Source organism: Aeromonas sp. TECH754, assembly GCF_056279295.1.
On the sequence record NZ_JBWBRA010000001.1, the window covers coordinates 1227026 to 1251786 of the forward strand.

Consider the following 24761-nt stretch of genomic DNA (forward strand, 5'->3'; position numbering starts at 1 on the left):
TGCTGGGTCAATTACTTTTCCCCTTATTTTTCATAATCTTTATCGAGTGTCTATCCCTTGAGCAGAATGGCGGTTTTTAAACCTGTCAGGGCTTGCCCAAGATGATCAGGCTGTCTGGCAATTCGTTCTGATCCCGGGTGGCCGGGAAGGCGTCGGTCAGGATGTCGCTGGTACGCTCGACACATTCGAGGAAACCCTGCTCGACCTCCTTGTTGCGCACCCGCACCACGAAGTCGTCGATGATCTCCTGCCACTGGCCGTTGTCGATGTGCTGGGCGATGCCGTCATCCACCAGGATCTCCACATAGTGTTCGGCCACCGAGACGAAGATCAACACCCCGAGCCTGTCCCGGGTGCGATGCAGACCCTGCTCGACAAACTGCAGACGCGCCATCAGGGACGCCCGGTGCTGGCGAACCTTCTTCGGGATCAGCCGCATCTTGATGGGGGTCCAGTGGAACAAGAGGCTGAGCAGCAACCAGACCGACCACTGCACCAGCAGGATCTCGTACCAGCCGAGCCAGAAACCGAGCTGGAATACCAGCAGGGGGGTGAGCATGGCCAGCAGCGCCGCCCAGAGGGTCGGGATGTAGCGATAACCGTCGCTGGCCGGGGCCAGTACGGTGACCAGCTCGGCGTCCGTGGCTAACTCGGCTTGTCGTACCCGGGCCTGGAGAGTGTGATAGAACTGTTTTGAAATCATTATGTTGTCTCTTGATCCCTGATTACCAACCACCGGAGGCACCACCGCCGCCAAAACTGCCGCCACCGCCGCTGAAACCACCACCACCGAAACCACCGCCGGTGCGTCCGGCGCCGAAGCCGCCAGCCAGATAGGCGGCCCGGCGACGGCCGCCGGGACCACCTCCGCCACCGCCTCGCAGGTTGTGCAAAATGAGCATGGCAACCACCACCAGGATAAACAGCCAGGGGCCGCCACCCTTGTCGTGCGTGGCGACGTCCGTCGGTTTGTACTCACCGCCGAGGGCCTGCATGATGCCTTGACTGCCGGCGACGATGCCGGCCACCATGTCACCACGCTTGAAGGCGGGCAGGATCCGGGTCTGGATGATGTTGGCGGCGATGGCGTCGGGCAGGGCGCCTTCCAGCCCATAACCCACCTCGATGCGCACCTTGCGCTCATTCTGGGCGATCAGCAGCAGCACGCCGTTGTTTTTGTCCTTCTGGCCTATGCCCCAGTGGCGACCGAGCTGGTAGCCGTACTCTTCGATGGTATCGCCGGCCAGCGTATCGATGGATACCACTACCAGCTGAACGCCGCTGCGTTTCTCGAAGGCCGCCAGCTGCTGGGTCAGTTGATGGGCCTGCTTGCGGGACATCAGGTTTGCCTGGTCCACTACCCGCCCGCTCAGGGCAGGGAAATCCGGGGCGGCATGCAGGGCCGCCGTCCACAGCAGCAGGCAGGGCAGCAGTACGCGGAGCATCCAACTCATTGGAAGCTGACCTTGGGCGCCTCATCGGTGCCGGGTTTGGCGCTGAAGCTGGGCTTGGCGGTCAGATCCGAGTAGAGCAGCTTGGACCAGATGACGCCCGGGAAGGTGCGGATCTCGGTATTGAACAGACGCACCGCCTCTATGTAGTCGCGGCGGGCCACGGCGATACGGTTCTCGGTGCCTTCCAGCTGGGCCTGCAGGGTGAGAAATTGCTGATCGGCCTTGAGTTCTGGATAGCGCTCGACCACCACCATCAACCGGGAGAGGGCGCTGGAGAGCTGGTTCTGGGCCGTTTCAAATTCCTTGAGCTGGGAAGGGTCGCTCAGCTGTACGCTGCCGACCCGGGCACGGGCATCGGTCACCGCCTTGAGGGTCTCCTGCTCGTGGCTGGCATAGCCCTTGACGGTGGCCACCAGATTGGGGATGAGATCGGCACGGCGCTGGTACTGGTTCTCGACCTGGCCCCAGCTCGCCTTGACCTGCTCATCCAGGGTCGGGATGTTGTTCATACCGCATCCGGTCAGCCCCAGCAGCAGGGTCAACATCATCAGGCTCTGGGTGGTCTTGTGCCAGAAAGAAGTGGCCATCTCGTTGTCTCCATTGGATGTATTTAATTCGGCGCTGACACCATACCAGCTTGTGGTCAGCCGCCACAACGACCGGGTAGGGTCGGGGGTTGGTAGCTCATCGACACCTTGGGCAACTGGGGTTTGTCCTTGAGCCAGGAGGCCAGCTCGGCACCGCAGCCATTGCCGGGCGGGATCGGCGCCTGAGGCTGGCAATCCGGGCTGCCGGCAGGGCAGCGCAACCTGACATGGAAATGGCTGAAGTGGCCGACCCAGGGACGCAGCTTGGCCACCCAGGACTCATCCCCCGCCCGTTTGCACACCTCGGCCTTGAGCACGGGGTTGATGAAGATGCGCGCCACCTCGGGCTGGCTGGCGGCGAGCCTCAGCAGTGCCAGCTGCTGCGGCCCGAAGCGACCCGGCAACACCCGGTAGCTGGGCTCATCGATCAACGCCCACTCCTTGGGGGCATCCTGCTCCCATTTGCTGATGGGCCTGTCAGCCATTCGAAACCAGATGTCGGCGTCGAGCCCGGTCTGGTGGCTGCGATGGCCGGAGCTGAAAGGACCGCCTCGTGACATGGCCAGATCGGCGATGTAGAGATCCGGCATGCCAGCCAGTTTGGTGCGGTTCGCCAGCCCTTGCAGGTAATGGATGAGTTCGGGATGGCCGTAGTAGCGCAGGCGCTTGCTGCGAATCACCTGATAACCGGGTCCCGACAGCGGCAGGGCCACGGCATTTTTCAGGCAACCGGCCGAGTAGCCACCGATGGCTTCGGCGTAGAGGGCGCTGGTCATGAACAGCAGGCTGGTGGCAAGCATAGGGTTTCCGGCAATGGTGCCACGTCAAGTGGACTTAAGAGTGGCTTGGATGATTCCCATCATATCAACAAGCCCGAGCGCCCGTCATCCGTCCTGCCGCGCGGGTTGCCAGGAGGGGGCGGGCTCGCGCACAATGCGCGGCATCGCAGCCGCAGCCGCAGCCGCAGCCCGGCTGCCCGAGTCCATGTTGAGGAGGTTGAGATGAGAGTCAGTGAACTGGCGTCGCAGGCGGGGATCCGCTGGTTGATGCCGCCGGTGGTGCGCTTCTACGGGGTCATGATCAGCCTGTTGCTGGCGAGCCTGGGGACTGTCGTGGCCGCGATTGGGCTGGGGTATCCCGAGATGGGACTGCTGCCTTGGGTCGGGCTGGTATTTGGCGGCATAGTACTGCTGATGATGCTCCTGCCGCGCAACTGGCAGCGCTGGCGGCTGGCCGAACTCGCCTGGGATGACAGTCACCTCTATCTGCTCAACGGCGGCAGCGACAAGGCGCTGGCCCTCTCCAGAGTGGCGCTGGTCGGCATCGAGCGGACGCGCCAGATAGGTCACGACGGTCAGTGGCTCGCGTTCAGCCTGGATCTGCGGCTCGATCCCCAGGCCCTCTCCGATGCCACCGCCTTGCTGGGTCTGACCCTGGAGGCGACCCACGAGGTGGCGCCCGGTATCTACCGCTTCGGCTTTAAGCGGGCCTGGCACGGTCGGCGTGCCCTTGCCGGGATCCTGAGCACGTTGCAACCGCCCCAGACTGACTATTTTCTCGACAATTTGCCACAAAGCTCAGATACTGCCTCTGATTCGAAATGATCTTTTCTGCTCCGATCGTCCAAGAGATCAACAGCTTGGGCTACGGGGTGGGGAGTGCCACGGCATGCTGTCGTGGCAGGTCCGGCATGGGGGTTGTGCCCTTACTTCTATGCTGGTGGATGCATAGACAAGGCACCTTGAATCGAGAGTGGATGGCATGAAGATTTACGTAGGTAATCTGTCGTACCGGATGACGGCCGACGAACTGACAACCGTGTTCAGCCAATTTGGAGAGGTAGAGAAGGTCGATATCATCATCGATCGCGATACCGGTCAGTCCAAGGGATTTGGCTTCATTGAAATGCCGGTCAATGGGGATGCCGAGAAGGCCATCGCCGGGCTACATGGCACCGAAATAGGTGGCCGCACCATCACAGTCAATCAGGCCAAACCGAAGACAGATGCACCTCGTGGTCGCCCCCAGCGCCACCGTTGAATCGTCTCGATAACGGAAAACGGCATGGATCACTCCATGCCGTTTTTGTTTTTATCGGGTCCGATATGGGCGGGATCAGGGCACGTCGTAACCGAGCGCGGCCTTGCGGATGCGGAACCACTGCTGGCGATTGAGCTGGATGGATTCGGCGGCCACGGCGGCGGCGATCCGCTCCCGCTTGCCGGAGCCAATGAGTGGCAGCGGCTGGCTCGGCAGCATCATCACCCAGGCGTAGACCACCTGCTCGATCTGCTCGGCACCCACTTCCTGGCGGATCTGTTCGAGCTCGGCGCGCAGTGAGCCATAGGCGGGATCGTTGAACAAGCGGCCGCCGCCGAGGCAGGACCAGGCCATGGGCTTGATGCGCAGTTGCTGACACTGGTCGAGCGTGCCATCCAGCGTCGCGCCTTGGTTCAGCGGCGAGATCTCCAGCTGGTTGGTGACCAGCGGGAAGGGCAAGCGGGACTGCAGCAGCTCGAATTGGTGGGCGCTGAAGTTGGAGACCCCTGCGTGTTTGATCTTGCCCGCCTGTTTGAGGCTGATGAAAGCATCGGCCACCTCGTCGGCGTCCATCAACGGATCCGGACGGTGGATCAGCAGCAGATCCAGATGATCGGTGCCGAGCTTTTGCAAGGAGGCCTCGGCACTGGCGACGATGTGGGCCTTGCCGGTGTTGTAGTGGTTGAGGGCATGCTCGGGCTTGGCGGTGAGGGCGATGCCGCACTTGCTGACGATCTCCATGCGTTCACGCAAGGAAGGCTCGAGGCGCAGGGCCTGGCCGAATGCCTCCTCGCACTGATAGCCGCCATAGATGTCGGCGTGATCGATGGTGGTCACCCCCAGATCCAGGTGGTACTTCATCAGGTCCAGCAGGGCGGTGGGGGAGAGCTGCCATTCCATCAGGCGCCAGTAACCCATGATGAGGCGGGAGAAGGTCGGGCCCTCGGGATGCAAGGCTAAGCGGGATACAGACATGGTGACTCCTTGGCGGATAGCGAATAAAGGCAGAATAAATGCTGCCAGCATCTTGGTCTCTTCCGGCGGACAAGGCAATAATGCGCCCCTCGTGAATTCGAACTTTGGTTCTGAACAGAGTGCCAAGGCCAGATAAAATATGGAGAGAGTGTTATGGACGGATTTGCCGGCAGGCTGCAGAGCCTGATCGGGGAGGGCAGCGTCAGTGCCTTTGCCCGCAAGGTCGGGCTGAGTGAGGCGCTGCTCCGCAAGTACCTGAAAGGGGCGGAGCCCGGCCTTGGCAAGGCGAACCAGATCGCCATGGGAGCCAACTGTTCCCTGGAGTGGCTCGCCACCGGTTGCGGCTATCTCTATCGGCAGGCCGAAGTAGTGGACAGGGAGGCGCTGGCCGCGGCGGGCGTGCTGCTGCAGGAACGTCTGCCCGAGCAGGCATTGCCGGGCGAGCCGCAACTGGTGATCCTGCTCGCTTACTACCAGTTCTTGCGCAGTCACAAGCAGGCGGACGGTTTTCTGGATCTGGCGCGGGCGAGGGAGTTTGGTCGCCATCTGGCAGAAGCCTGAGTCCTCGGGACGGGGCGGACACGGCCGCGCATTCTTCTGATACCCTCTTAAGCTTAAGCAAAGGGCAAATCCAAGGACATGGAGATGGGCTATCTGATCCTGGGCAGTGGCGGGTTGGGCACGGCGCTGGCGCATGAGCTGGCCGCCCGTGGCGAGGAGTGGTTGCTGGCGGGCAGGCAGTCGCCAAAGGGGCTGGATCCGGCCTGCTACTTTCCGCTGCAGGAGGTGGACCCGCTCTCCTTCGAGGCGCTGTTCACCCTCTATGATGGCGTCAGCCTGCCGAGCGTGGTGATCAACACCATAGGCCTGCTGTCTGATCTCAACCACATGCCGGAGCGGCGGGTGGAGGAGGTCGATCCCCAGTGGCTCTGCGAGAGCCTGCAGGTCAATGCCTGGCCCCACCTGGCCCTTGGCTCCAGCCTGAGCCGGCTCATGGATACGACGTCCCGCCTGTGGCTCTGCACCCTCTCCGATCTGGCGGGCAGCCTGGGTGCTTCAGAGACAGGCGGCCAGGGGGCGGCCAGCCGCTACAGCTATCGGATGAGCAAGGCCGCCCTCAACATGGGGGCCCGGATCCTGGCTCTGGAGTGGGCCGGACGCTTCCCCGGGGCCGGGGTCATCACAGTGCACCCCGGGCTGATGAATACCCCCATGCAGCAACCCTTCCTGCACGAGCTGGATCCGGCGCAGTTGCAGGATCCGGCTCTGGTGGCCCCGCAGCTGCTTGACCTCATCGCGCGCCTGACACCGGCCCAGTCCGGCAGCTTCCTGGACTTGCAGGGCCGGCCGCTGCCCTGGTGAGCATCGGGCTCACATTACCGCGTCCCATCCCTTGCCAGCTCCCTGCTGGCTGGTTACTGTCATCCCCCTGCATTCAGGAGGATGACCATGCGCTACATCGATTTACGAAGTGATACCGTGACCCAGCCCACGGAAGCCATGCGCCAGAGCATGCTGCACGCCGAGGTCGGCGACGATGTCTATGGGGAGGATCCCAGCATCAACGCGCTGGAGCGGCGCGGTGCCGAGTTGCTGGGCAAGGAGGCCGCCCTGTTCGTGCCATCGGGCACCATGTCCAACCTGCTGGCGATGATGAGCCACTGCCAGCGCGGCGAAGGGGCCGTGCTCGGCGTCGCCTCCCACATCTATCGCTACGAGGCGCAAGGCAGCGCCGTGCTGGGCTCGGTGGCCCTGCAACCGGTTCCCATACAGGCCGATGGTTCCCTGGCGCTGACGGACGTGCAGGCCAGCCTGGCCCCCGATGATGCCCACTTCGCCCAGACCCGACTGGTCTGCCTCGAGAATACCCACAACGGCAAGGTGCTGCCCCTGAGCTATCTGCGCGAGATGCGGATCTTCGTCGACAGCCGGGGTCTGCAACTGCATCTGGACGGTGCCCGGCTGTTCAATGCGGTGGTGGCGAGCGGCGAGACGGTGCAGACCATCGCCGCCCCCTTCGACAGCGTCTCCATCTGCCTCTCCAAGGGATTGGGCGCGCCGGTAGGCTCCCTGCTGGTGGGCGCCCGTGACTTCATCGCCCGCGCCAGGCGACTGCGCAAGATGCTGGGCGGTGGCATGCGCCAGGCGGGGAGCCTGGCCCAGGCCGCGCTGTTCGCCCTGGATCAGCACGTGGCCAGGCTGGCAGACGATCACCGCCGTGCCAGACGATTGGCCGAGGGGTTGGCCGCCTTGCCCGGCATCGAGCTGGATCTGGCCGAGGTGCAGACCAACATGGTGTTCCTGCGTTTGAGCAAGGAAGAGTCGGCCCCGCTGCTGGCCTTCATGAAGGAGCGCGGCATCCTCTTCTCCGGCTATGGCGAGCTGCGGCTGGTGACCCACCTGCAGATCACCGATGACGACATCGACGAGGTGATCGATGCCTTCACCGAGTACCTGAGCGCCTGATGGCGGTGTCGCAGATCAACCAGACCGATCAATGCAATGACAAGAAGGGCGCCGATGGCGCCCTTCTTGGTTCTCTATTCCTGCTGATCATGGATCAGCCCTGACGCTGATCCATGATCAGCATGGCCTCGTCGGTGGCATCGTAGATCATGATGGCCAGATGGGTGACCTCGCCGCCGAAGTCGGCCAGCGGCACCAGGGTCAGGTTCTGGTACATGTGCGGTGCCGAGCCCGTGATGGGGCGATAGTTGGAGAAACGCAACAGGTAGGGGCGCTGCTCCCAGGTGCTGAAGGCTCGGTTGTTGAGCTTGAACACCATGTTGGCCTTGCGCTCGAGCCAGGCTCTGTCCACGTCGGGGAAGAGGTCAAACAGCACCTGATCCCGCACCGCACCGGCCAGCCGGCCGCTGTGGCTCTCCATGAAGCCGTTCCACACCTGCACCCTGTAGCCCTTGTCGAGCACCACCAGCCCCACGTCCAGATTCTGGACTATGTTCATCAGCCAATGAAATTCACGGATTTCCATGGTCACTCCCGGGGTATGCGCATGATGTTGTTATGGATATTAGCGATCTCATCGTCAATGCACCGCTAGAGCATGTGCATGATTTTGTTGTTCATGGTGGCGATGGAATCTTCGGTGAACAGCAGCAACAGATCGCACTGCACCGCATGACCCTGGATCCGGTAGTTGATCTCGATGGCCAGGGTGCGGCGCCAGCGGCTCTGATTGGTGTGGATCAGATCCTGAATGGATCTGTGCTGGCCGAGCACCACCGGATGCCCCTGGCTGAAGGGGGTGTCGAGCTGGGTGGCGTAGCCGCGCAGGAAGGCACCGATCAGCACGTTGGCGGTATCCATCAGCAGCTCCAGCTCGGCGTTGTGATCCAGCTCGCCCTGGTGGTTCATCAGTCGGGCCAGATCCTGAAAGCTGGCGTCGTGGAACAACAGCAGGGCCTCGCCGGCGATACCGGCGCCGATGAAGCCCTGGCAGACGGCGGAGAGGGTATCTGACTCGGCGGCGGCCGAGAGCGCCATGTGCAGCTCGGAAACCTCCAGCACATTGACGTTGGGGATGGGCAGCAGCACGAAGGCGTCGAGCAGGCGGGCAAGCAGATCGGCGGCCTGGCCCATGGCGACGTTGGCGAGCTCCTGGTAGACATCCCGCAGCTCCGGGGTGAACGAGATGGCGTTCTGCACCGGCTGCGGGCTGAGCGCCGGAGCCGCCGCGACCATCGCCGGGGTGGCGGTCTGCCACAGGCCGTGCTGGCGAAGGAGGGCGCGCAGGGTCTCGGGGGCGGCGGGTTTCTTGATGAAGTCCAGCGCCCCCAGCGCCATCACGCGCTGGTAGGCTTCTGGCTGGATGTCGCCGGAGACCACGATCACCTTGTTGCGCAATCCCTCCCGCTGCAGGGTCTCCAGCACGCCATAGCCATCCATTTCTGGCATGGTCAAGTCCAGAAAGATCAGATCCCCGTGCCCCATCAGGATCTGCTCTACCCCTTCCAGACCGTCGGCGGCCTGATGCAGGGTGACATGCCAGTCGGCAGGCAGGGCGCGGGCCAGTTGTTTGCGAGCGAACCCCGAGTCATCACATATCAATACATTCATAGTGTTAGCGGCCTGTGCAACGAGCATTGCGCTAAGTGTGCGTCATCAATCGTCAGATGCAATGGGCAGGGGCATCGCCGGTAAAAATTGATCGTCCCGTTGATGACTGCGGTAGCGCGCGGAATATTTTTCGACGAATTCGGCGAACATCTTAACACGCAGCGGGGTGAACTGGGGCTGGCAGAGCAACATGTAGAAAGGGCGCCGGCCCGACTGCCAGTCCGGCAGGACAGCCACCAGTTGCTCGTCTTGCAAGAAGGGGTGCACATAGTGCAGCGGGGCGTTGACGATACCGAGGTGACGCCTGGCGGCGCGCACGGCGGCCTGGGTCTGGTTGACGTTGAGACGGGGCACCCGCTTGATCTGCACCGTCTGTTCCCCCGGATCGTCCCGCCCTGTCAACTGCCAGTGCTGGTGTGGCCAGCAATGGATGAGATCGTGCTCTTCCAGCTGAGCCGGGTGAGCGGGTGTGCCCATCTTCTCCAGATAGAGGGGGGAGGCAAACAGACCGTACTGGATGTGGCCAAGACAGAGGGCGTTGGGCAGCGACTGGGGCAGCTCGCCGTTGAAGAACACCAGGTCCCTGTCCTGATCACTGAGGGGGGCGTGATCGTTGGTCTGGCTGATGTCAAATTGCACCTGGGGATAGCGCAGACCGAAGTCGGCCAGCATGTCGACAAGGATGGTATTGGAGAGGGCGATGGGGGCGGCGAGGCGGATCAGACCGCTGATGTCGCGTTCCTGGCCCTGGATCTCGCCGGTGGCCTGCTCTATCTCGGCGAGCGGGGTACAGAGACGCTCGTAATAGCGCAGTCCTTCATCGGTGAGGCGGAGCTTGCGGGTGGATCTGTGCAGCAGGCTACAGCCGAGCTGCTCCTCCAGTTGGGAGATGCGTCGACTGATGGTGCCGGTCGGCATGCCCAGCGCGGCTGCGGCGTGGGAGAAACCGCCCTCTTGCACCACCTTGACGAACAGATAGAACTCTTCGATGTACTTCATGAGCGGCTTAGGGGGTGTTTGTAACAAGCCGGAGACCTTATGAAGAGTCGCCGGGCTTGGCAAGCGCAATCCGGCGTTTAATTGATCTGGATTAGATTCGACTCGCGCTGGTATTGGTTCAGCAAATGGACGAAATCGGCAGGGGGCCGATCAAGGCTGTTGTCCGGTACCAGCAGATCATACCCCAGCAGTTCCCGCAGCCTGACCATGCGGTTGCCCAGCATGGCGATCACTCCCTCGTAGCGCTGACCGGACGCAGAGCGAAAGCGGCTCTCCTCCAGCAGACCTTCCCCCAGGAGCCCCGAGCCGCAGCCACCGGCGGGACAAGCGGGGCCTTCACTTTCCATCGCCTGCAGCAGCACGGCGCGCTGCTCGGTCAGCAGGCGCACGGCCAGTCTGGGTGTGATCAGCGTCAAAAAATCGTCGTAATCTTTTATCTTCAATCCGACGTAGGGCAAGGCCACCAAATCCCATCCCAAATGAATACGCGGTTGGTCAATACGTTGAATATTTCTCCATTTCAGGATCCAGCCACCGTACTTGTGGTGATATTGCAGGCAATCCTGACACAGAGAGAGGCTAAAATGAGGCTCACCCAGCTTCAGCCCCCCGACAAGAACTGTCAGCAGGCCGACCAAGAGGGTGGATATGGCGGGGATTAATAGTTGTTCGGGGACGAAAAAAAGTATAAAAATCATAGCAATGGTTATAACCATGCCCAACAATATCAGTGTGAGTCCATTTCTTCTGACCATGGGGATCACATGTAGCGTTTTCATATGATGTCTGCCCCTTTTCGTGTGCATGTTTCCAGATTATGGGTCGGATCAGATTTTGTACCAGCATGGGGGATCGTTCGGGAACCTGCCGTGGCTGGTTTTTGCTATGAGCTCTCAGCATGAATCATCACCTTACATGAATACGCTAGACGAACGCCTGCTCCATGGGATGGATGTCCTCCATACGCCCATCTGGGTCTATGACATCCAGCGTCATCACATCTACTGGGCCAATGGCCCCGCCCTCGGGTTGTGGGAGTCGAGCTCCCTGGCCGAACTGCAATCCCGCGACTTCTCGGCCGACATGGCCGCCGCCATCGACCTGCTGCTGCAGCGCTATCTCGGCGACTTCCAGCAGGGGCGCAGCTACAACGAGTGGTGGACCCTCTCCCCGAAAGGGGTGAAAAAGCAGGTCTACCTGCGACTCTCCGGGATCCAGATCGACGGACGGCTGATGATGATGACGGAGGCGGTGATCGATGCCGACACCCTCTATCAGGAGTCCTCCCTCGCCACCGGTGACACCCTGGCCTGCCTGTTCGACAACGAGGGGCGGCTCGAGAGCGGCAACTACCACTTCGACATGTGCTTCGGGGAGGGCACCACCCAGCTGACCCAGATCTTCTCGGGCGGTGACGAGGCCTTCTACCGGCGCCTGTCCCGCCTCGACGAGGTGGTCGCCGAGGGGGAGTGCCGGACTCTAAAGGGAATGCGCTGGTTCCAATACCAGTTTCGCCACATTCAGCAAGGGGCGCGGATCCTGCTCACCATGCGTGACATCACGGATCGCAAGCTCGAGGAGCTCGAGCACCGCCACCTGGCCTGGCACGACTCCCTCACCGGTCTGCTCAACCGCTACGGCCTGATGAAATCCCTCGAGGCTTATTGCGGTCTGGGGGGGCGCTTCGCCCTGGTGTTCATGGATCTCGACAACTTCAAGCTGGTCAACGACAACTACGGCCACAAGGCGGGAGATCGCCTGCTGGAGCGGGTGGCCGGGCGGCTCAAGCAGATCTGCCCGCGAGACGTCGAGCTGGCGCGCCTCGGCGGGGACGAGTTCACCGCCCTGGTACCGCTTAGCAGCTCCAGCGACCGAGCGCAGGAGGTGGCGGATCTCATGCTCTCCCAGATGACCAAGCCGCTGCAGTTGAGCGGCGTGCCCGAGGTCACCATCGGCGGCAGCATCGGCATCGCCATCTACCCGGACGATGCGGACGATGGCGACAACCTCATTACCCGTGCCGACATGGCCATGTACCAGGCCAAGCAGATGGGCCGCCTGCGCTGGCAGCGCTTCACCCCCAGCATGCAACAGACCCTGCACCGCAAGCTGACCCTGAAACAGTTTCTCGCCAAGGCCATCGGTCGGGGCGAGCTGAGCCTGCGTTATCAGCCCCAGGTGGACGTGGCGCAGGGCAAACTGATCGGCTTCGAGGCCCTGTTGCGCTGGTACAACCCGGTGCTGGGTCACGTCTCGCCGGCGGAATTCATCCCGCTGGCCGAGGAGATGGGGCTCATTCGCGAGGTGGGGAGCTGGGTGCTCTCCACCGCGCTGTCCCAGATGGGGGCCTGGCAGCGCCAGTGGCAGGTGCGGGTGCCGGTGTCGGTCAACCTGTCCGGCTTCCAGCTCTCCTCAGCCCTGCCGGAGCTGGTGGCGCAGCAGCTCAAGGAGTTTGGGGTCGAGGCCAGCCTGCTGACCCTGGAGCTGACGGAAACCGTGCTGATGCTGGACATGAAGGGCTGCATCGAGATCCTCGACGCCCTGAGCGAGCAGGGGATCAAAATAGCCATCGATGACTTTGGTACCGGCTACTCTTCCCTGGCCTACCTCAACCGGCTGCCCATCGACACCATCAAGCTGGATCGCTCCTTCGTGGTCGGCCTGAACCTGCCGGTGATCCGGGCCACCGTCGCCATGGCCACCAGCCTCGGGCTCGGGATCCTGGCGGAAGGGGTGGAGGATGAACATGAGCTGGCGGCCCTGCGCGCCCAGGGTTGTCACGTCTTCCAGGGGTTCCTGTTCAGCACTCCCATGACCCCGGCCGAAGTGGCGGAAACGGGTTTCGGGATCCACTGCAAGGTGGGGCATTATCCGCTGGTGAGCGGCTGACCCTGCCGCAGATAATGTGCGGCATGTCGCGTTTTTGAAGCGTGACATGCCAAATTAAACGTAATTAATCGAATTATTGTCTCAGGTTATGGGATTCATTAGATGTTATAGCTAGTATGCGCGCTCATTCCTTGGTTATGGAGTATTACCATAATGAGTCAGGCTACTACCAACGAGCGTCCCGCCACCCCCGCCAAGGGCTGGTTGAATCGCTTTTTAAACGGGGTAGAGAAGGCGGGCAACAAGCTGCCGGATCCCGCCATGTTATTCCTCTACGCCCTGCTGATCGTCTGGGTCGGCTCCTGGATCCTCTCCCAGTTCTCCTTTGACCTGGTCAACCCCCGCACCGGGGAGGCGGTGGTGGTCAACAACCTGCTGACCGGGGCCGGCCTTGCCGAGTTCCTCGCCAGCATGGTCACCACCTTCACCAGCTTCGCCCCCCTCGGCATCGTGCTGGTGGCCATGCTCGGGGTCGGTGTCGCCGAGCAGTCCGGCTTCATCAACACCGGTCTGAAGAAGCTGCTGAAGGTCACTCCCGCCCGTTTCCTGACCCCCATGCTGATCCTGGTGGCCATCGTCAGCCACACCGCGGCGGATGCGGGTTACGTGCTGGTCATCCCCATCGGTGGCATCATCTTCCATGCCGCCGGACGTCATCCGCTGGCGGGGATCGCCGCCGCCTTCGCCGGGGTGTCCGGTGGTTTCGCCGCCAACTTCCTGCCCTCGGGCGGGGACGCCCTGCTGCAGGGTTTTACCCAGTCGGCGGCCCAGCTGCTCGACCCCGACTACATGGTCAACACCCTGTGCAACATCTTCTTCACCGGTGCCTCCTCCCTGCTGATCATCTGCGTGGGCTGGTTCGTCACCGAGAAGGTGGTGGAGCCGCGCCTCAAGCACATCCCCCTCAATGAGGAGCTGGAAAGTGCCGACGAGATGGGGCGCTACAGCGCTCGCGAGAGCCGGGCCTTCAACTGGGCCGGATTCGCCATGCTGGCGGCCATCGTGCTGCTGGGGCTGGCCCTGTCACCGGCTGACTCGCCGATGCGGGCCGCGGATGGCTCGCTCACCACCTTCGCCGCCCCGGTGATGAAGTCCATCGTGCCGCTCATCTTCCTGCTGTTCATCCTGCCCGGCATCGTCTATGGCTTCGTGGCGGGCAACTTCAAGAGCGGCAAGGACGTGATCGACGCCATGTCGGCCACCATGAACAAGATGGGTTCCTACATGGTGATGGCCTTCTTCTGCGCGCTCTTCATCAAGGCCTTCGGTGACTCCAACCTGGGCACCCTGCTGGCGCTGTCCGGCGCCGAGGTGTTGCATGCCCTGGCGCTGCCGGGGGAGGTGACCATAGTCGGCATGATCCTGCTCACCGCCACCGTCAACCTGGTGGTGGGTTCGGCCTCCGCCAAATGGGCGCTGATCAGCCCCATCCTGGTGCCCATGCTGATGGCGGTGGGGATCTCCCCCGAGCTGACCCAGGCGGCCTACCGGGTGGGGGATTCCTCCTCCAACATCATCACCCCGCTGATGGTGTTCTTCCCGCTGGTGGTGGTCTATTGCCAGCAGTATGTGAAGAGCACCGGGATCGGCACCCTGGTCTCCATGATGCTGCCTTACTCCCTGGCCTTCCTGGTGAGTTGGACCTGCTTCCTGCTGCTGTACTGGGCGCTGGGCTTCCCCCTCGGGTTGCAGGCGCCGTATGTGTATCCTGCCCCCTGAGGGTGACGAGGGGCCTTGGGCCCCTCGCTTTTTTTGGGTACAGTGTGGCCTTCTTCCCGGAGGCCCCATGAACCCGACCATCGATCTCATCCTTTCCCATCGCTCCATTCGTCAATTCACCCCCGAGCCCCTCACGGCGTTGCAGCTCGATCAGATCCTGAGCGCCGCCCAGTGCGCCTCGAGTTCCAGCTTCCTGCAGGCCAACAGCATCATCCGGGTGACGGACAAGACACTGCGTGTCACCCTGGCCGAGCTCGCCGGCCATCAGGCCTACGTGGCCGAGGCGGCGGAGTTCCTGCTGTTTTGTGCCGACTACCAGCGCCACAGCCAGATAGTGGAAGACGCCCAGACCGGCTACGCGGAGCAGTTGCTGATCGGTGCCATCGACGGCGCCCTGATGGCCCAGAATGCCTTGCTGGCGGCGCAATCCCTGGGGCTGGGCGGGGTCTACATCGGCGGCATTCGCAACAATGTGGCGGCGGTGAGCGAGGCTGTCGGGCTGCCCCATCTGGTGATACCGCTGTTCGGTCTCTGTCTGGGTCATCCCGCCCAGCAGCCCGAGCAGAAGCCGCGCCTGCCTCGCGCTCTGGTGGTGCACGAGAATCGCTATCCGGACACCCTGGATCGCGACCTGTTGGCACAATACGACCAGCAGATCCAGGACTACTACCTGGCGCGCAGCGGCAACAACAAGCAGCAGACCTGGAGCGGGCAGATCAAGGCCATTCTCGGCAAGGAAGCGCGCCCCTTCATGCTGGGATTCCTGCATTCCAAGGGGTTTTGCCTCAAGTAATGGGGGGCGAGGGCGATATGGATCAGGGACGGGGGCACGCCGCTACCCGCCGCGAGACCCGCTGGCATTGTTGTGAGGCAAGGCCAAACTGCGCGCTACCTTATGCGGGTAAGCTGTTGTAGGATCACGCAATTGGATTGGGACAGGAGTTTGTACACCCTATGATTTTAACCTTGATATTGCTGTCGATTGGCGCACTCCTGTTTCTGGTCATCGCCTATAACGTGGTGCAGCAATATAAGCAGAAGGCCGAAGCCGACAAGCGTCAGGCCATCGCACGCCACAAGGCCGTGGCGGACGAGACCGAAGAGGTGCTGCTGAACGTCAACCTGGTGCCTTTTTCCAAGAACATGGTGCTGCTGTTGCAGCACAGGATCCTGGATGCCTATCGCGCCATCGCGCTGGTGATGCCCGGCCATCAGATCAAGCAGCGTATCGCCGACGTCCAGACCCAGATCAAGAACGTGCAGGAGAACTACAGCAGCCAGGATGAGGGGCACTTCAAGACCCCGGAGTCCGATCGCCAGGCGATCCAGATGCTGCAGCTGGCCAAGAAGATGCGCGCCGTGCTGCGGGTCGAACACAACAAGGGCAAGATAGATCCCCATGGCTTCGCCCAGGAGGATCGCCGCCTCGAGCTGATGCAGCTCAAGATCAACATCGCCAACCTGGTCAAGCGGGCCATGGATGCCCAGATCCAGGGGCAATACGGCACCTGCCGTCAGCTCTTTACCAAGGGGCTGGGTGCCCTGGCCAGCGTCTCCGACAAGGATCCCTACCTGCTGGCGCGGGAAGAAGACATGCGCCAGGGGATGCGCCAGCTGGAAGAGCACCTGCAGCAACACAGCGAGAAAGAGCTGCAACACCTCAAGGACAAAGAAACGGACGAGCTGGATGTCCTGTTCCAACCCAAGAAGAAATGGTGATCATGTCTCATCCACTGGATACCACGCTGGGGCCCATGGCCCCCTTTGTTTGCCAACTGCTGGCCGAATTGAATGCCCTGATGGAGGAGCACGCCGCCCCGCAGGTGGATCACCTCTGTTATCGCGCCGCCAGCCTGCCCGAGTACCTCGCATTGAGAGAGGTGCTCGCGCGCCACGGGGTCTTGCTGGTGGAGGGGATGATCGGTGGTCGTCCCATCGCCACCTATCGGCTGCACCAGCCGGTCTGCTGGCAAGGGGGATGCGTGCCCTGCATCGAGCTGGCCGCCCCCAAACCGGGTCGCGCCCATCAGGCGGGGCTTGAACATATCGAGCTGGTGGTGCCGTCCCTGCATGCCCTGGTGGCCGCGCATTCCGAGCTGCCGTTCAAGACCGGCAACATCGATGATGGCCGCAATCCGGATGTGGGACTGATGCTGCCATCGGGCCAGGTGAAATTCCACCTGCGCACCCTGGACGAGGTGATCGACGAGGAGCTGCGAACCGGTGCCGTGGTGCCGGTCCCCGTCAATTACTACGATGGGCAGTAAACGGCGGTGAAGACATACAGCAGGGGGAGACGATGTTCGTCTCCCCCTGCGCGTGATGGCATCAGTAGCGCTTAGGCATCATCAGGATGAGCGGCAGGAGAGGGGACGCGCTGCGCGTCCCTTTAGTTGACCGAGCCAGAGGCTCAAGGCGGCGGTGACGCCCAACACCAGCTCGATGCCGAGCACCAATCCCCAGAGGCCACCCCGCTCCCAGAAGGGATGCAGATAGAGCCCCCCCAGGCTGGCCCCCAGATAGTACCCCACCAGATAGAGCGACGAGGCCAGCGCCCGGTTGTGTTCCACATGCTGGCCCACCCAGGCGCTGGCACAGGCGTGGGCGAGGAAGAAACCGAAGCTTGAGACAAGCAAGCCACCGATGATGGCAGTCAGGGTGCCTTGCAGCAGGATCAGACTGCCAAGTGCCATCAGGGCGATCCCGGCCAGCAGCAGACGCTGGGCACCCCAGCGATTGGCGCAGCGGCCGCTTAACGAGGAGGCGACGGTGCCGGTGAGGTAGGTCAGAAACAGCATGCCGAGCCACTGGGTCGGCAGGGAGAACGGCGCCTTGGCCAGCAGGAAGGTGAGATAGCTGTATTGGTTCAGGAAGACCATGAAGTTGAGGCCGCCGATGAGGTAGGCCCCCACCAGCAGCGGATTACCGAGGTGGCTGGCGATGGCGCGGCGCAGTTGGCCAGGCGCCGCCACCACGGCCACGAAGCGGGTCTGCGCTGGCAGCAGCCAGATGACCAGCGGCAGCAGGGCCAGGCTGATGAGGCCGATGCCGAGGAAGGTGTGCTGCCAGTCCCCGAACCAGCCCGCCAGCAGACCACCGACCACCCGGCCGGCGACCCCGCCAAGGGAGTTCGCCGCGATGTAGACCCCGACGGCGGAGAGCAGGGCGCGTTTGCTGAACTCCTCCCCCATGTAGGCGATGGCGGTGGCGGGCAGACCTGCCAGCAAGGCGCCTTGCAGGATGCGCAGCATCACCAGCTGATCGAACTGGTTGATCAGCGGAATGCACAGAGAGAGCAGGATGGCACCGGTCAGGCTCCACAGCATGATCCGGCGGCGCCCGAAACGATCCGCCAGCCTGGCGCAGATCAGCAGCGAACCTGCGAGTCCGGCGGTGCAGCCCGCCAGGGTCCAGCCGGCCGACAGGGAGCTGACGGAGAACACCTCTGTCAGCAGGGGCAGCAGGGGGTGGGTCTGATAGAGATTGAGAAACACCAGGAAGGAACCCAGGCTGAGGGCCAGGGTGGCGCGTATCCACTCGCGACTGCCTACTTCGATCATATGGAGTTGTCCTGCCGACTTTTTGGCAGAGTAGTGCGGCACCGAATATAAATATAATATATTTATATTATCCACCTCATAAATAAAATTGATATGGACCTGAAGCAGCTGACCTATTTGCTGGCGGTGCGCGACGCCGGCTCCTTCACCAGGGCCGCCAATGCGCTGCACGTGGCACAGCCGGCCGTCAGCATGGCCATCGCCAAGCTGGAGCAACAACTCGAGCTGCGCCTGTTCGACCGACAGGACCGCAGTGTGCGGCTCACCCCGGAGGGGGAGGTGCTCTGTCGCCACGCCGAGCGGCTGCTCTTGCAGATGCACCAGGCCGAGGCGGAGATGGCGGAGCTCAAGGGGCTGGAGCGAGGGGAGGTGCGCATCGGCATTCCCTACATGATGGGTTCTTACTACTTCCCCCCGATCCTGATGGCCTTCAAGCACCGTTATCCCGGCCTCAAGATCCGGGTGGAGGAGGCGGGTACCCGCGAGCTGCTCAGCCGCATGGTGGATGGTAGCCTGGACTTGGCGATCCTCATCACCAGCGATCTGCCCCCCGGGCTGGAGGGGGCCCAGTTGCTGCGCGAAGAGATGCTGATGGTGGTGGGGGAGGAGCATCCGCTGCGCCAGGCCGCCAGCGTTTCGCTGCCGCAGTTCTTCGGCCAGGAGCTCGCCATGTTCAGGCGCGGCTTCTATCACCGCGAACACATGGAGGTGCTGGCGCAGGGGCTCGGCTGTGAGCCGAACATCGCGTTCGAGAGCAACCTCATTCCGCTGCTCAAGGCGGTGGTGCGGCAGGGGTTTGCGGTGACCACCTTCCTGCGGATGGCGCTGGACGAGGAGACGGCCCTCACCGGCGTGCCTTTCGAGCCGCCGATCTTCCTCGATCTCTGCGTGGCCTGGCGGCGCGGGGACCCTCTCTCCATGGCCAATCGAGCGCTGCGGGACTTCCTGCTGGCGCAGGCCGATTCGTAAGCGAGTTCTGCTGGTTAGCTGGCTGGCATGTCGCTTTTCCAATAAAAACGCCTCCAGCGGGAGGCGTTTTTACCGATGCGGGATAGCCGTCCTACTTCTTGAGCAGGTGATCCAGCTTGTTCGCCTTGGTGGAGAGGTAGAACTCATTGTGGGGGTTGCGCCCCTCCTGCAGGGGAACGCGCTCGGCCACCGGGATGCCGAAGCTCTCCATCGCCTTGAGCTTGCGCGGGTTGTTGGTCATCAGGCGCAGGCTCTTGACCTCCAGCGCCTTCAGCATATCGGCACAGATGGTGTAATCGCGCATGTCGGCGGCAAAGCCCAGCGCCACGTTGGCCTCGACGGTATCGGCCCCCTGATCCTGCAGGTGATAGGCCCGGATCTTGTTGAGCAGGCCGATGCCACGTCCTTCCTGACGGACATACAGCAAGACGCCGCGACCGGCCTTGGCGATGTTCTGCATGGCGGCCTGCAATTGGAAACCGCAGTCGCAACGCAGGCTGAACAGGGCGTCTCCGGTCAGACACTCGGAGTGAATGCGTCCCAGCACGGGCTCTCCGTCGGCGATATCGCCCATCACCAGTGCGGCGTGATCCTTGCCTGTACCGGTTTCCTGAAAGCCAACCAGCGTGAAGGTGCCCCAGGGGGTCGGCAACTTGGATTTAGCCACCAGGCTAATGCTGCTCATAGGTTGCTCCTGACTACTAACTGCTTAAAAAAGGCGGCTAGTTTAGCGCGCCTCATCCATAACAACCATAAGAACAAAACCTTGCAGTGAGGAATGCTTTGCCTGATTGGTCATAATAGGCGCAATCGCGACGACTTCCGCGCAAATCTGTGGCAGGACAACTGCCAGGCCCCGTGCATTCGGGTATAATCGGCGCCCATTACCCCATCCCGGCAGGGATGTGTGCAACCCCTCAACATGCAGCGTGTGCAGGAGAAAAATTATGCCCCAGATGGCCCCCGTGATGACAATTGATGGCCCAAGCGGTGCCGGCAAAGGCACCTTGTGCCAACTGTTGGCACAGAAGCTGGGTTGGCACCTGCTCGACTCCGGCGCCATCTACCGGGTATTGGCGCTGGCCGCCCTGCACCACGATGTCGAGCTGGACGCCGAGGCGGCGCTGGTCCCCCTGGCCGCCAATCTCGATGTGCAATTCCAGGTCGAGGGCGATCAGGTCAAGGTGGTGCTGGAAGGGGAGGATGTCTCCCGTACCATCCGCTCCCAGGAAGTGAGTGACGCCGCCAGCAAGATTGCGGTCTTCCCCCGGGTGCGCGAAGCCCTGCTGCGTCGCCAGCGCGCTTTTCGCCAGCAACCGGGTCTCATCGCCGATGGCCGCGACATGGGTACCGTGGTTTTCCCCGAGGCCGAGGTGAAGATTTTCCTCGACGCCAGTGCGGAGGAGCGGGCGCAGCGCCGCTATAAGCAGTTGCAAGATAAGGGCTTTGATGTTAACTTTGAGCGTCTTTTAACCGAGATTCGGGAACGTGACGATCGCGACAGAAATCGCGCCGTTGCTCCCCTGAAACCCGCGGAAGATGCGCTCGTCGTAGACTCAACGTCGATGACCATAGACGAAGTGCTGGTGACGGTACTCGCTTATGCAGAGCAACAACTTGGTGATGTCAGCGCAAGCTGATGTCAGTCGTCTGCACCATGGATGGCGCAGATAATTTAAAACAACCCCGCTTGTGCCGGATTGCGAGTGGATGTTTCATTTGTGACACAAACAATGATCGAATCTTTTGCTCAACTCTTTGAAGAGTCCCTGAACGCCGTTGAAACCCGTCAAGGTTCCATCGTCAAGGGTACCGTCGTTGCTATCGAGAACGGTTTTGTACTGGTTGACGCCGGTCTGAAATCCGAGTCTGCCATCCCTGCTGAAGAGTTCAAGAACGCCCTGGGCGAGCTGGAAATCAACGTAGGCGACACCGTTGACGTGGCTCTGGACTCTATCGAAGATGGTTTCGGCGAAACCAAGCTGTCCCGCGAAAAAGCCAAGCGCCACGAAGCCTGGCTGCAGCTTGAGAAGGCATACGAAGAGCAAGCTACCGTTATCGGTATCATCAACGGCAAGGTCAAGGGTGGTTTCACCGTTGAACTGAACGGCATCCGTGCCTTCCTGCCGGGTTCCCTGGTTGACGTGCGTCCGATCCGTGACACCGCTCACCTGGAAAACAAAGAACTCGAGTTCAAAGTCATCAAGCTGGACCAGAAGCGCAACAACGTTGTTGTTTCCCGTCGTGCCGTGATCGAAACCGAGAACACCTCCGAGCGCGAAAGCCTGCTGGCCAACCTGCAAGAAGGTCAAGAAGTTAAGGGTATCGTCAAGAACCTGACCGACTACGGTGCATTCGTAGATCTGGGCGGTGTTGACGGCCTGCTGCACATCACCGACATGGCGTGGAAGCGTGTTAAGCACCCTTCCGAAATCGTCAACGTTGGCGACGAGATTGCTGTCAAGGTTCTGAAGTTCGACCGCGAGCGTACCCGTGTATCCCTGGGTCTGAAGCAGCTGGGCGAAGATCCCTGGGTTGCTATCGCCAAGCGTTACCCGGAGACCACCCGTCTGTCTGGCCGCGTGACCAACCTGACCGACTACGGCTGCTTCGTTGAAATCGAAGAAGGTGTGGAAGGCCTGGTACACGTATCCGAGATGGATTGGACCAACAAGAACATCCACCCGTCCAAGGTTGTTAACGTTGGCGACGTGGTTGACGTGATGGTTCTGGACATCGACGAAGAACGTCGTCGTATCTCCCTGGGTCTGAAGCAGTGCAAATCCAACCCGTGGCAGCTGTTTGCCGAAACTCACGCCAAGGGCGACCGTGTTTCCGGCAAGATCAAGTCCATCACTGACTTCGGTATCTTCATCGGTCTGGATGGCGGCATCGACGGCCTGGTTCACCTGTCTGACATCTCCTGGAACAACCAGGGCGAAGAAGCCGTGCGTGAATTCAAGAAGGGCGACGAGATCGAAGCCGTTGTTCTGCAAGTGGACCCGGAGCGCGAGCGCATCTCCCTGGGTGTCAAGCAGATCGAAGAAGACCCGTTCAATAAGTACCTGTCTGATAACAAGAAAGGTGCTATCGTGAAGGGTAAGGTTACCGAGGTTGATGCCAAGGGTGCCGTGATCGAACTGGCTGATGGCGTGGAAGGCTACCTGCGTGCCTCCGACGCTGCTCGTGACCGCGTAGAAGACGCCACTCTGGTGCTGTCTGTTGGTGACGAAGTTGAAGCTAAATTCATGGGCGTTGATCGTAAGAACCGCACCGTAAGCCTGTCTGTCCGTGCTAAGGACGAAGCTGACGAGCGTGTTGCTATCGATAGCCTGAACCAACAAGAAGAAGTTGTGTTCAGCAATGCCATGATGGAAGCGTTCAAAGCCGCCAAGGGTGAGTAATCCTTGATGCAAGAAAAGGGCGGCTTTACGCCGCCCTTTTTTATCTTGGCAAAATGAATATTGCATGTGATCGGGGAAGGAGATTTAACTTTATGACCAAATCAGATCTCATCGAAAAATTGGCTGCCAACCGCATGCATATGCCGGCCAAAGATGTCGAAGCCGCCATCAAGGAGATCCTTGAGCAGATGGCATCGACCTTGCAAAACGGCGACAGGATTGAAATCCGAGGATTTGGAAGTTTTTCACTGCACTATCGTGCCCCCCGTGTGGGTCGCAACCCCAAGACCGGGGACAAGGTTGAACTGACCGGGAAATATGTCCCTCACTTCAAGCCGGGTAAAGAGTTACGCGAGCGCGTGAACATTATCGAATAATGCAGAAAATGGCATACTTGGGTATGCCTTTTTTATTTTTGCGACATTGGTTACGCCAATTGTCGGGTTTATCAAAGTCTTTTCCCATTCGCTCTAGAGTCTGCCGGTGATTTTAAGGATAATCGGTCTCTCATTAGCTACAGACAGGGAGCTCTTATGAAGCGTATCTTGGCCCTTATCCCATTGGTGCTGGTGTTTGTGCTGACCCTCGCCATCGGCTCACAAAACGGCCAGCAGGTGCAGTTCAATTACCTGATAGCGCAAGGTGAGTTCTCGCTCTCCATGCTGCTGGGATTCTTCTTCGCCGGCGGATTCTTGCTGGGATGGTTGGTTTTCGGTCTGCTCTTCCTGCGCCTCAAGCTGCAAAATCGCACCCTCAGTCGCACCATGCGTCGTCAATCCCGCGAGTTGGAGCTGGCCCGGTCGGCTGCCAAGGAATAATGTCCCTCGATGCTTGAACTGCTTTTCCTGCTGTTGCCAATTGCCGCTGGTTATGGTTGGTACATGGGACGCAGGAGTGTTCGCCAGGACACCCAGCAACAGAGTAACCAGTTTTCCCGCCAGTACGTGGCGGGCCTCAACTATTTGCTGTCTGATGAATCGGACAAGGCGGTGGATCTCTTCATCCAACTGCTGGAAGTCGACAGCGACACCATCGAAACGCACCTCTCCCTCGGCAACCTGTTTCGCCAGCGTGGCGAAGTCGATCGCGCCATCAAGATCCACCAGAACCTGGTCAGTCGCCAGCTGACCCGGGAACAGCGCCAACTTGCGCTGCAGGAGTTGGCCCGCGATTTCCTCGCCGCCGGGTTGCTGGACCGGGCGGAGGCCATCTGGAATGAACTGTGCGACGACAGTGACTTCGAGGAGACGGCGTTGACCCAGCTGCTGATCATCCATCAGCAGTTGCGTGACTGGGACAAGGCCATCGAGGTTGCCGTGCGGCTACAGAAGTTCCAAGGCAAGAAGCTGGCCGATCCCATCTCCCATTTCTATTGCGAACAAGCCGAGAGTGCCCTGCGTGACGGGGATCTGGCCGCAGGGCGTACCCGTCTGAAGCGGGCGCTCAGCGTCAATCCTGCCTGTGCTCGCGCCAGCCTGCGACTGGCCGAACTCACCATGGAGGAGGGCAAGTTCGAGGAGGCCAGCAAGGACTTGCTGAGGGTGTTCGAACAGGACATGGATTTTGCTTCCGAAGCCATGCCAAAACTGCTGGTCTGCTATCAGCAGATGGGACGTAGCCAGGAACTGATCCCGCTGCTGGAGAAGGCGGTGGAGGATCATGCCGGTGTCAGCGTGACCCTGGCGCTGGCCAATCTGGTGGAGGAGCGCGATGGCCTGAGTCAGGCGCGCGCCCTGGTGCTGCGTCAGCTGCGGCGCCATCCCTCGATGAAGGGCTTCTACCAGCTGGTCGGTTTCCAGCTTGCCAGTGCCGAGGAGGGCCCCGCCAAGGAGAGCCTGGAGCTGTTGCAGCAGCTGGTGGGCGAGCAGATCAAGATCAAATCGACTCACAAGTGTCGTCAGTGTGGCTTTGCCACCCACTCGCTGTTCTGGCAGTGTCCCTCCTGCCGGCAGTGGGGCACCATCAAACCCATTCGTGGCCTGGACGGCGAATAGCCACCCATGAGCCGGGATGCCCGATCTCGCGGGCTCGACCGGGTGCCAGCAGGCGAAGCTGGGCAGGCCGCACAATACCAACCCATAGGAAGTG

26 protein-coding genes and 1 pseudogene are annotated in these 24761 nt (G+C 61.3%); 16 read left to right on the plus strand and 11 right to left on the minus strand.

Annotated features, from left to right (window positions below; translation table 11 throughout):
- Nucleotides 1-85: 85 nt before the first annotated feature.
- Genes ACZ9IL_RS05295 through mepA form a run of 4 tightly spaced genes read right to left on the minus strand, consistent with a single transcriptional unit; the run spans nt 86 to nt 2841 of the window.
- Complete coding sequence (locus ACZ9IL_RS05295) at nt 86-703, minus strand: TPM domain-containing protein (protein WP_476002568.1); 618 nt, start codon at nt 701-703, stop codon at nt 86-88.
- A 22-nt stretch (nt 704-725) separates the two neighbouring features.
- Nucleotides 726-1454, minus strand: a complete 729-nt coding sequence (locus tag ACZ9IL_RS05300; protein ID WP_476002569.1) for a TPM domain-containing protein — start codon at nt 1452-1454, stop codon at nt 726-728.
- The gene (locus ACZ9IL_RS05305; protein ID WP_476002570.1) at nt 1451-2041 is read right to left on the minus strand and encodes a LemA family protein; all 591 of its coding nucleotides are present in this window, start codon (nt 2039-2041) and stop codon (nt 1451-1453) included. Before ACZ9IL_RS05305 ends, ACZ9IL_RS05300 begins: the two co-directional genes overlap by 4 nt.
- Before the next feature lie 56 nt (nt 2042-2097).
- Nucleotides 2098-2841 carry a penicillin-insensitive murein endopeptidase gene (gene mepA, locus ACZ9IL_RS05310; RefSeq protein ID WP_476002571.1) on the minus strand — a complete coding sequence of 248 codons (744 nt, stop codon included), beginning with the start codon at nt 2839-2841 and terminating at the stop codon, nt 2098-2100.
- 201 nt (nt 2842-3042) lie between these two features.
- On the opposite strand from mepA, the gene ACZ9IL_RS05315 reads away from it, so the two are divergent.
- Both ACZ9IL_RS05315 and ACZ9IL_RS05320 read left to right on the plus strand, forming a co-directional pair.
- On the plus strand, nt 3043-3645 hold the full coding sequence (locus tag ACZ9IL_RS05315) for a hypothetical protein (RefSeq protein WP_476002572.1): 603 nt from the start codon (nt 3043-3045) through the stop codon (nt 3643-3645).
- Nucleotides 3646-3802: 157 nt separating this feature from the next.
- Complete coding sequence (locus tag ACZ9IL_RS05320; protein ID WP_082041515.1) at nt 3803-4081, plus strand: RNA recognition motif domain-containing protein; 279 nt, start codon at nt 3803-3805, stop codon at nt 4079-4081.
- Between the two features lie 75 nt (nt 4082-4156).
- Here ACZ9IL_RS05320 and ACZ9IL_RS05325 read toward each other — a convergent pair whose 3' ends face one another.
- A complete protein-coding gene (locus tag ACZ9IL_RS05325; protein ID WP_476002573.1) occupies nt 4157-5056 on the minus strand; it encodes an aldo/keto reductase in 900 nt (299 codons plus the stop codon).
- Nucleotides 5057-5209: 153 nt separating this feature from the next.
- Here ACZ9IL_RS05325 and ACZ9IL_RS05330 point away from each other — a divergent pair, with 153 nt between their 5' ends.
- From ACZ9IL_RS05330 to ltaE, 3 genes are all read left to right on the plus strand, one after another.
- Nucleotides 5210-5617, plus strand: coding sequence for an XRE family transcriptional regulator (locus tag ACZ9IL_RS05330; protein ID WP_476002574.1), 408 nt, complete (start codon nt 5210-5212; stop codon nt 5615-5617).
- A gap of 84 nt (nt 5618-5701) precedes the next feature.
- Nucleotides 5702-6418 (plus strand): Rossmann-fold NAD(P)-binding domain-containing protein, encoded by a 717-nt coding sequence (locus tag ACZ9IL_RS05335; RefSeq protein WP_476002575.1) that lies wholly within the window; start codon nt 5702-5704, stop codon nt 6416-6418.
- An 87-nt stretch (nt 6419-6505) separates the two neighbouring features.
- On the plus strand, nt 6506-7522 hold the full coding sequence (ltaE, locus tag ACZ9IL_RS05340; RefSeq protein ID WP_476002576.1) for a low-specificity L-threonine aldolase: 1017 nt from the start codon (nt 6506-6508) through the stop codon (nt 7520-7522).
- A 94-nt stretch (nt 7523-7616) separates the two neighbouring features.
- Here ltaE and ACZ9IL_RS05345 read toward each other — a convergent pair whose 3' ends face one another.
- From ACZ9IL_RS05345 to ACZ9IL_RS05360, 4 genes and pseudogenes are all read right to left on the minus strand, one after another.
- On the minus strand, nt 7617-8048 hold the full coding sequence (locus ACZ9IL_RS05345; RefSeq protein ID WP_476002577.1) for a PAS domain-containing protein: 432 nt from the start codon (nt 8046-8048) through the stop codon (nt 7617-7619).
- A 65-nt stretch (nt 8049-8113) separates the two neighbouring features.
- Nucleotides 8114-9133: a response regulator gene (locus ACZ9IL_RS05350; protein ID WP_476002578.1), complete on the minus strand. Its 1020-nt coding sequence runs from the start codon at nt 9131-9133 to the stop codon at nt 8114-8116.
- A gap of 52 nt (nt 9134-9185) precedes the next feature.
- Nucleotides 9186-10132 (minus strand): annotated as a pseudogene (locus ACZ9IL_RS05355) (LysR family transcriptional regulator).
- Between the two features lie 77 nt (nt 10133-10209).
- Entirely contained in the window at nt 10210-10911 is a 702-nt protein-coding gene (locus ACZ9IL_RS05360; RefSeq protein WP_476002579.1) for a DUF2982 domain-containing protein, read from the minus strand.
- 169 nt (nt 10912-11080) lie between these two features.
- Between ACZ9IL_RS05360 and ACZ9IL_RS05365 the strand changes: the two genes are divergently transcribed.
- From ACZ9IL_RS05365 to ACZ9IL_RS05385, 5 genes are all read left to right on the plus strand, one after another.
- Nucleotides 11081-13021, plus strand: coding sequence for a putative bifunctional diguanylate cyclase/phosphodiesterase (locus ACZ9IL_RS05365; protein WP_476005303.1), 1941 nt, complete (start codon nt 11081-11083; stop codon nt 13019-13021).
- A 153-nt stretch (nt 13022-13174) separates the two neighbouring features.
- Entirely contained in the window at nt 13175-14740 is a 1566-nt protein-coding gene (locus tag ACZ9IL_RS05370; RefSeq protein WP_476002580.1) for an AbgT family transporter, read from the plus strand.
- Between the two features lie 67 nt (nt 14741-14807).
- Complete coding sequence (gene nfsA / locus ACZ9IL_RS05375) at nt 14808-15533, plus strand: oxygen-insensitive NADPH nitroreductase (protein ID WP_476002581.1); 726 nt, start codon at nt 14808-14810, stop codon at nt 15531-15533.
- A gap of 161 nt (nt 15534-15694) precedes the next feature.
- Nucleotides 15695-16459 carry a DNA repair protein gene (locus tag ACZ9IL_RS05380; RefSeq protein WP_476002582.1) on the plus strand — a complete coding sequence of 255 codons (765 nt, stop codon included), beginning with the start codon at nt 15695-15697 and terminating at the stop codon, nt 16457-16459.
- The gene (locus ACZ9IL_RS05385; protein ID WP_476002583.1) at nt 16453-17007 is read left to right on the plus strand and encodes a VOC family protein; all 555 of its coding nucleotides are present in this window, start codon (nt 16453-16455) and stop codon (nt 17005-17007) included. Before ACZ9IL_RS05380 ends, ACZ9IL_RS05385 begins: the two co-directional genes overlap by 7 nt.
- Before the next feature lie 81 nt (nt 17008-17088).
- On the opposite strand, the gene ACZ9IL_RS05390 is transcribed toward ACZ9IL_RS05385, so the two are convergent.
- A complete protein-coding gene (locus ACZ9IL_RS05390; RefSeq protein ID WP_476002584.1) occupies nt 17089-18300 on the minus strand; it encodes an MFS transporter in 1212 nt (403 codons plus the stop codon).
- A gap of 93 nt (nt 18301-18393) precedes the next feature.
- Between ACZ9IL_RS05390 and ACZ9IL_RS05395 the strand changes: the two genes are divergently transcribed.
- The gene (locus ACZ9IL_RS05395) at nt 18394-19269 is read left to right on the plus strand and encodes a LysR family transcriptional regulator (protein ID WP_476002585.1); all 876 of its coding nucleotides are present in this window, start codon (nt 18394-18396) and stop codon (nt 19267-19269) included.
- Nucleotides 19270-19360: 91 nt separating this feature from the next.
- Here the strand turns inward: ACZ9IL_RS05395 and ribA are convergent, their stop codons facing one another.
- Nucleotides 19361-19954 (minus strand): GTP cyclohydrolase II, encoded by a 594-nt coding sequence (gene ribA / locus ACZ9IL_RS05400; protein WP_042640802.1) that lies wholly within the window; start codon nt 19952-19954, stop codon nt 19361-19363.
- A 262-nt stretch (nt 19955-20216) separates the two neighbouring features.
- Between ribA and cmk the strand changes: the two genes are divergently transcribed.
- From cmk to lapB, 5 genes are all read left to right on the plus strand, one after another.
- Nucleotides 20217-20909: a (d)CMP kinase gene (gene cmk, locus ACZ9IL_RS05405; RefSeq protein WP_476002586.1), complete on the plus strand. Its 693-nt coding sequence runs from the start codon at nt 20217-20219 to the stop codon at nt 20907-20909.
- A 93-nt stretch (nt 20910-21002) separates the two neighbouring features.
- Nucleotides 21003-22673 (plus strand): 30S ribosomal protein S1, encoded by a 1671-nt coding sequence (gene rpsA / locus ACZ9IL_RS05410; RefSeq protein WP_005327816.1) that lies wholly within the window; start codon nt 21003-21005, stop codon nt 22671-22673.
- 92 nt (nt 22674-22765) lie between these two features.
- The gene (gene ihfB / locus ACZ9IL_RS05415; protein WP_033129160.1) at nt 22766-23050 is read left to right on the plus strand and encodes an integration host factor subunit beta; all 285 of its coding nucleotides are present in this window, start codon (nt 22766-22768) and stop codon (nt 23048-23050) included.
- A gap of 156 nt (nt 23051-23206) precedes the next feature.
- A complete protein-coding gene (locus tag ACZ9IL_RS05420; RefSeq protein WP_476002587.1) occupies nt 23207-23491 on the plus strand; it encodes a LapA family protein in 285 nt (94 codons plus the stop codon).
- 9 nt (nt 23492-23500) lie between these two features.
- Nucleotides 23501-24667, plus strand: a complete 1167-nt coding sequence (gene lapB / locus ACZ9IL_RS05425) for a lipopolysaccharide assembly protein LapB (RefSeq protein WP_476002588.1) — start codon at nt 23501-23503, stop codon at nt 24665-24667.
- Nucleotides 24668-24761: the final 94 nt, after the last annotated feature.

What these genes read in the sequence shown, in the direction of transcription:
- ACZ9IL_RS05295 (WP_476002568.1), bottom strand. Translation starts at nt 703, where the DNA reads ATGATTTCAAAACAGTTCTATCACACTCTCCAGGCCCGGGTACGACAA.
- ACZ9IL_RS05300 (WP_476002569.1), bottom strand. Translation starts at nt 1,454, where the DNA reads ATGAGTTGGATGCTCCGCGTACTGCTGCCCTGCCTGCTGCTGTGGACG.
- ACZ9IL_RS05305 (WP_476002570.1), bottom strand. Translation starts at nt 2,041, where the DNA reads ATGGCCACTTCTTTCTGGCACAAGACCACCCAGAGCCTGATGATGTTG.
- mepA (WP_476002571.1), bottom strand. Translation starts at nt 2,841, where the DNA reads ATGCTTGCCACCAGCCTGCTGTTCATGACCAGCGCCCTCTACGCCGAA.
- ACZ9IL_RS05315 (WP_476002572.1), top strand. Translation starts at nt 3,043, where the DNA reads ATGAGAGTCAGTGAACTGGCGTCGCAGGCGGGGATCCGCTGGTTGATG.
- ACZ9IL_RS05320 (WP_082041515.1), top strand. Translation starts at nt 3,803, where the DNA reads ATGAAGATTTACGTAGGTAATCTGTCGTACCGGATGACGGCCGACGAA.
- ACZ9IL_RS05325 (WP_476002573.1), bottom strand. Translation starts at nt 5,056, where the DNA reads ATGTCTGTATCCCGCTTAGCCTTGCATCCCGAGGGCCCGACCTTCTCC.
- ACZ9IL_RS05330 (WP_476002574.1), top strand. Translation starts at nt 5,210, where the DNA reads ATGGACGGATTTGCCGGCAGGCTGCAGAGCCTGATCGGGGAGGGCAGC.
- ACZ9IL_RS05335 (WP_476002575.1), top strand. Translation starts at nt 5,702, where the DNA reads ATGGGCTATCTGATCCTGGGCAGTGGCGGGTTGGGCACGGCGCTGGCG.
- ltaE (WP_476002576.1), top strand. Translation starts at nt 6,506, where the DNA reads ATGCGCTACATCGATTTACGAAGTGATACCGTGACCCAGCCCACGGAA.
- ACZ9IL_RS05345 (WP_476002577.1), bottom strand. Translation starts at nt 8,048, where the DNA reads ATGGAAATCCGTGAATTTCATTGGCTGATGAACATAGTCCAGAATCTG.
- ACZ9IL_RS05350 (WP_476002578.1), bottom strand. Translation starts at nt 9,133, where the DNA reads ATGAATGTATTGATATGTGATGACTCGGGGTTCGCTCGCAAACAACTG.
- ACZ9IL_RS05360 (WP_476002579.1), bottom strand. Translation starts at nt 10,911, where the DNA reads ATGAAAACGCTACATGTGATCCCCATGGTCAGAAGAAATGGACTCACA.
- ACZ9IL_RS05365 (WP_476005303.1), top strand. Translation starts at nt 11,081, where the DNA reads ATGGATGTCCTCCATACGCCCATCTGGGTCTATGACATCCAGCGTCAT.
- ACZ9IL_RS05370 (WP_476002580.1), top strand. Translation starts at nt 13,175, where the DNA reads ATGAGTCAGGCTACTACCAACGAGCGTCCCGCCACCCCCGCCAAGGGC.
- nfsA (WP_476002581.1), top strand. Translation starts at nt 14,808, where the DNA reads ATGAACCCGACCATCGATCTCATCCTTTCCCATCGCTCCATTCGTCAA.
- ACZ9IL_RS05380 (WP_476002582.1), top strand. Translation starts at nt 15,695, where the DNA reads ATGATTTTAACCTTGATATTGCTGTCGATTGGCGCACTCCTGTTTCTG.
- ACZ9IL_RS05385 (WP_476002583.1), top strand. Translation starts at nt 16,453, where the DNA reads ATGGTGATCATGTCTCATCCACTGGATACCACGCTGGGGCCCATGGCC.
- ACZ9IL_RS05390 (WP_476002584.1), bottom strand. Translation starts at nt 18,300, where the DNA reads ATGATCGAAGTAGGCAGTCGCGAGTGGATACGCGCCACCCTGGCCCTC.
- ACZ9IL_RS05395 (WP_476002585.1), top strand. Translation starts at nt 18,394, where the DNA reads ATGGACCTGAAGCAGCTGACCTATTTGCTGGCGGTGCGCGACGCCGGC.
- ribA (WP_042640802.1), bottom strand. Translation starts at nt 19,954, where the DNA reads ATGAGCAGCATTAGCCTGGTGGCTAAATCCAAGTTGCCGACCCCCTGG.
- cmk (WP_476002586.1), top strand. Translation starts at nt 20,217, where the DNA reads ATGCCCCAGATGGCCCCCGTGATGACAATTGATGGCCCAAGCGGTGCC.
- rpsA (WP_005327816.1), top strand. Translation starts at nt 21,003, where the DNA reads ATGATCGAATCTTTTGCTCAACTCTTTGAAGAGTCCCTGAACGCCGTT.
- ihfB (WP_033129160.1), top strand. Translation starts at nt 22,766, where the DNA reads ATGACCAAATCAGATCTCATCGAAAAATTGGCTGCCAACCGCATGCAT.
- ACZ9IL_RS05420 (WP_476002587.1), top strand. Translation starts at nt 23,207, where the DNA reads ATGAAGCGTATCTTGGCCCTTATCCCATTGGTGCTGGTGTTTGTGCTG.
- lapB (WP_476002588.1), top strand. Translation starts at nt 23,501, where the DNA reads ATGCTTGAACTGCTTTTCCTGCTGTTGCCAATTGCCGCTGGTTATGGT.